This window comes from Bacillus sp. FJAT-50079 (assembly GCF_018343515.1).
Classification (GTDB): domain Bacteria; phylum Bacillota; class Bacilli; order Bacillales; family Bacillaceae_C; genus Lederbergia.
The window spans coordinates 1172-5973 of record NZ_JAGYPD010000013.1 but is presented as its reverse complement, the minus strand read 5'-3'; the positions used below and the strand labels follow the sequence as shown (position 1 = coordinate 5973).

Genomic DNA, 4802 nt, shown 5'->3' with positions numbered 1-4802 from the left:
ACTTCGTTTAACATCAACGCCAAGATAATCGGAATCGGGAAGTAAATGAATAAGTTTAACCCGAATAAAATGAGTGTGTTTTTAAAGATCATCCAGAAGGTTGGTTCAGAAAAAAGACGAATAAAATGTTCAAAACCAACCCAATCACTGCCGCTAATCCCTTTATATGGTTTATAATCTTGGAAGGCAATAATCAGACCATACATCGGAACATATTTATAAATAAAGAAATAAAGTAGACCTGGTGTGATCATTAAATACAGCAATTTGTTTTTCTTAATTCGACGCATCAGCTCTGCACGCATCGACGATTTTTCTACGACTTCTTGTACAGGCTCGATCGCTGTTTCAGTATTCATAGCTGACGTCCTTTCATAGAAAGATTTCATGTTTAGTAGAAGAAAAGGCTGTCAAATTTCAACAGCCTTCATCTGTTTTCTATTAATTTTGCTTTTTATAATCCTCAGTGAATTCATCGATAATCTTGTCTCCACCGGCTTTTTTCCATTCTTCAATCACTTTGTCAAATCCGCTTTCATCCATTTGACCAAGGATAAATTTATATGTTGCATCTGTAATCATTTGATTCAATCTTTCACCAATTTCAATATAAGTTGGAGATTCTAATGGAATACTAATATCCGGAACTAAATAATTATTATTATCTTTAATTAACTCTTCTGCCTTTTTCCTTACCTCATATGTTGCTAAACCTTCATAACGGCCATTTGTTTCTGGCTCACCAATTTCCAGTGCTTGGTAAGGCTTCACTTCACGATCTGTAATATTCGCATCAGCAATTGGCAATGCTGCATCATCTTCAACTGTGTAGTGTTCACCCTCGATTCCCCAGAAAAGCAAGTTTGATAGTTCAGGACTTACTAACTGATTAAAGAACTCTAAAATATGTTTTAAATCTTCTTCTGTTTTAACCGCAGATTTCGGGAATAAAACGATCGATCCATAACCAGGCAATGACCAAATATTATATTCACCATTTGGGCCTTCAATTTTGTTTTGCACATCGAACTCTACATCCGGGTTAATATTGACTGCATCGTTGTTGATCGCAAATACGTCTCCCATTGATCCTACATACATACCAGCATCACCGCTCTTAAAGAATGATTGCTGATCATCTTTGCTCGTTACTGGGAAGTCTTGGTTCATATAGCCGTTATCACGTAATTTTTTAAAGAATTTCATTGTATCTACATACTCAGAGAACATAAACTCAGGTAGAACTTGACCATCTTTCTCGCCCCAGCCATTCGGAGTTCCGTGCCAGGATGCAACCGTTTTAAATGCACCGTAAATTAAATCGCTTCGATCCGCTAAACCGAATGTATCATTTTTACCATTTCCATCTGGGTCGTCTTCCGTAAAGGCTCTCGCCATTTCATAAAACTCATCAATATTCGTTGGAGCTGATAAGCCTAGATTATCTGCCCAATCCTTACGGTAAATTAAACCAGAACGTGCAGCAGGTCTTCCTTGGTACAGTGCGTAGATCTTTCCATCTACTGATGTGTTTTTCAATGCTTGTTCGTTTAAGTTTTTCAAATTCGGGAATTCATCCAATAGTGGGCCAATTTCCCAGAACTGATCGTCGCGAATGGCTTCTTTAAATTGAAGGAATGTCGTCGTATTTCCTAAAAATGTCGCTTCAGGCAATGTTCCAGTAGCAAATGCCGAATTTAACTTTTCTATATAGTTACCATCTGGAACCCAAGAAATATTAATTTTAGCACCTGTCTTCTCTTCAAGAAGCTTTTCAATTTTATCTGAAGGTACTTCAGGTGTGTGCAATGTGGTCATAATTGTAAATTCTTTTGGTCCACTATCTTTTCCACTTGCACCATCGCCTGAAGAACAAGCCGCTAAGGAACCGATTCCTAATAATAGTGCCAAACTTGTGCCTAATATCCGTTTCTTTGATTTCAACAAAATTTTCATCTCCTATTTTCTATGATGTGTGACTTGCTAATTCAACCATACATGGACTTGCTCGATTTCGTAAATAATCACTTCGTCATATATAACTGAAAACAAGCGAAATATCGGCATTGTTCGACCCTAATCTAAGAAAATGATTACATGTCAAAATAAAGAAAGAACAATGCGAGCTTTACTATGGCTCGCATTGTTCTTAGTTCAATCGTTCGCCTATACTTGAACGCTTTTTAAGCGAAGTAGGTTTTTGATCATTTGCCAAATATGGAATAAGCCATTGAAATGCTGCTACGGCAAAAATGATCCATGGTATCGAAGATGTATGAATATCTCTTGAAAAAATTAAAAATAGAATAATCCCCATCCCTCTTCCAAGGTTAATGATCGCTTCTCGTAAAACAATCGTTTCAACGCGAAAATTTTCTTTTAATGGGAGTCTATTCACCCAACTATAATAATAAGCCTCATATGAGTTCTGTTGCAATGGTTTGAATAAAGATTGAATCGACATAAATAAAACGACAGACCAGATCGCAACTTCTGATAAAAGGAAAAAGGACGATAGCATCAACCCTGCCGCAGAAATGGTCAAATATAAAACAGTTCCTTCCATTCTAGCAAAGCGCGAAATCATATAACTCGCAATGATCGATAGACTTAAAAAAACGACATTTAAATAGGCGACAGACTGTTCTTCCTGAAAAATATTATATAATAAAATCGACGGAATGAATGATAAGATCCCATGGGGAAATCCAATGACAAACCAACCGAATAATGTTTTTGTGAATCCTGGTTCCCTCTTGATCATTTGCGGTAAATATTTCATATAGTAAGCTCGATGATGAGTTTCTTCTTTTTTAATCTGTAAGCTCCCAACCGCTGCAATGATAAACATGATAAAAGCTGCCGCAAACACAATCATATATCCTTGAAAACCTGCATATAAACCGATGATAAATCCGGCAACAGCTGGTCCTGCCAAGTTTGTGCCATTCGTTACAATTTGATTCCAACCTAAATAACGATGGCGATTTTTATCCGTTGATACTTCGTGGACGATTGTAAAATACCCTAACCAATAAAGCGCTTGACCGATACCTTTAAGTAAAGCGAAAAAAGCAAAATAACTCACAATATGCTCTTGAGCGATTAACACAAAGAAGTAGAATAGTGTCGTAATAAAAATACCTGAACGATAAGCCATTAACCGTCCTTTTTTCTTAGCTATTTTTCCAATCGAAAAAGTTGTTATCGCCTGAGCAAAAAGTGCAATTAAATTAAATAGACCATTAATAAGTAAACTATTCGTTAATCTCCATAAATAAAGATTAAGAAAGATGAGTGACATTGAATTTCCAAATTGATAAATCGAGTGATTCATTAGTGTGATGACCGCTTGTTGCGTAAATCTTTTCTCCTTAGCCATTCGAAACATAATCTATTACACTTCTCTCTGTCTATTTCTTCCACTCTCTCTTAAATGCTTGCTAATGCGGAATAAAATCGTTTAGCTTCTTTTAATGGTTCCGCATGGATTCCGAGTAGCTTATGTAATTGTAATCTGATTAATGTCGCTTGTGTACTCGCGTTCATATCACCTTCATATAATCCATTGCTTAATGGCACAGGTATAGGCATATTCGGATAGTATTCATCCGCTTTCACTTGCGCTACGTTTGGAGCAACTGGTGAATGATCGATTTCCCTTGAAAATCCACCATCAGGGCGTTTTAGCTTTGTAATGTTATCAATCGTAATCCGAATGATCTCTGTTAATTCATGTTCAGGAATCGCTACATTCATATAAGATAATAAATCGATCGGGTTACGAATATAACACATATCTTTGGCGTTCTCTGTTCTTAAACAATGTAAAACCGTTTGATAAATTTTATCGATTCTTGGCATCGGAATTTGATGTTTTCGATAAAATGTATGAAGCTTGAATGTGCCCGAAATTTGTACATATAAGCTTCCTTCTCCCCATAATCCAGTTTCAGGGTCTTGAATACTTTCTAAATATTGAACCGCATGATCAACGAATGGCTTTTGTTTATCTAAAGGCATTTGGCCAATATAAATACATGATGAAGCGAGTAAATCACATCCGCGCCAACTGTTCACTAAAGAAATACTTTTCCATTTCTCAGCATATGCTTCTGGGCTTTTGATAAAATCCGGTGCTTGATTTGCAAGTACAGGTAAAGAATAGAGTGGATTGCTTCCTAATCTTCTCAACGAGCCAGTGGAATAATTTAATGCACGGCTTACCATTACTTCATCCTGTTTCATCGCCGGGTTCTCATCATAAAAATATCCCGATTCTGGATCTTGTTTGTTTTGGAAAAAGTGAACCATTTTAGCCCGCATTTCTGCGGGCATCAATGTTATTAATTCATTTCTTAATAGTATATTGATCGCTTGAGCTGTTGACTCAATATCCGGCGTAAAACGTTGGTCATCGATAGAGCTTTGCGCATAATAAAATCCGCCAGATGTTCGGTCATACTGCTTTGCAAGCCAATCAAAGAATCCTTCAAAGATCGTATCTAATCTTGCTAATTCACTATTATGCATTCATCACATCTCCATCTAATATCATTTATTCGCATATAAGGTGCCATGAGACCTCACTTTAAGATTTCTTAGATGAGAGATTATGGCACCTGATGTACGAGTGGTTCTGGTTCTGCCCCTGCCCAATGCAGGGACAAAGACGATTGGCACAACAGCCATCGCTCCATAATTGCTTCTAATCCTTTGCACTTTCTTATAAATGGGGGCTCTAACCCCCATTTATTGAAGTTCTAGTTTACTCTTTCAATGATCCTAGTAATGCACCTTTC

General features: G+C 36.9%; 3 protein-coding genes and 1 pseudogene. All 4 read right to left on the bottom strand.

The features are described from left to right. Positions 1 to 359: pseudogene (locus tag KHA95_RS22665) on the bottom strand (sugar ABC transporter permease); the annotation flags it as partial. A gap of 82 nt (positions 360 to 441) precedes the next feature. After that, positions 442 to 1947, bottom strand: a complete 1506-nt coding sequence (locus tag KHA95_RS22660; RefSeq protein WP_481748416.1) for an extracellular solute-binding protein — start codon at positions 1945 to 1947, stop codon at positions 442 to 444. A gap of 202 nt (positions 1948 to 2149) precedes the next feature. Beyond that, positions 2150 to 3391: an MFS transporter gene (locus KHA95_RS22655; protein ID WP_213136804.1), complete on the bottom strand. Its 1242-nt coding sequence runs from the start codon at positions 3389 to 3391 to the stop codon at positions 2150 to 2152. Positions 3392 to 3432: 41 nt separating this feature from the next. Continuing rightward, on the bottom strand, positions 3433 to 4533 hold the full coding sequence (locus tag KHA95_RS22650) for a prenyltransferase/squalene oxidase repeat-containing protein (RefSeq protein ID WP_213136805.1): 1101 nt from the start codon (positions 4531 to 4533) through the stop codon (positions 3433 to 3435). Between the last annotated feature and the right edge of the window lie 269 nt (positions 4534 to 4802).

Excerpts from the sequence above, each read along its gene's own strand:
- KHA95_RS22655 (WP_213136804.1), bottom strand. The coding sequence starts at position 3,391 with ATGTTTCGAATGGCTAAGGAGAAAAGATTTACGCAACAAGCGGTCATC.
- KHA95_RS22650 (WP_213136805.1), bottom strand. The coding sequence starts at position 4,533 with ATGCATAATAGTGAATTAGCAAGATTAGATACGATCTTTGAAGGATTC.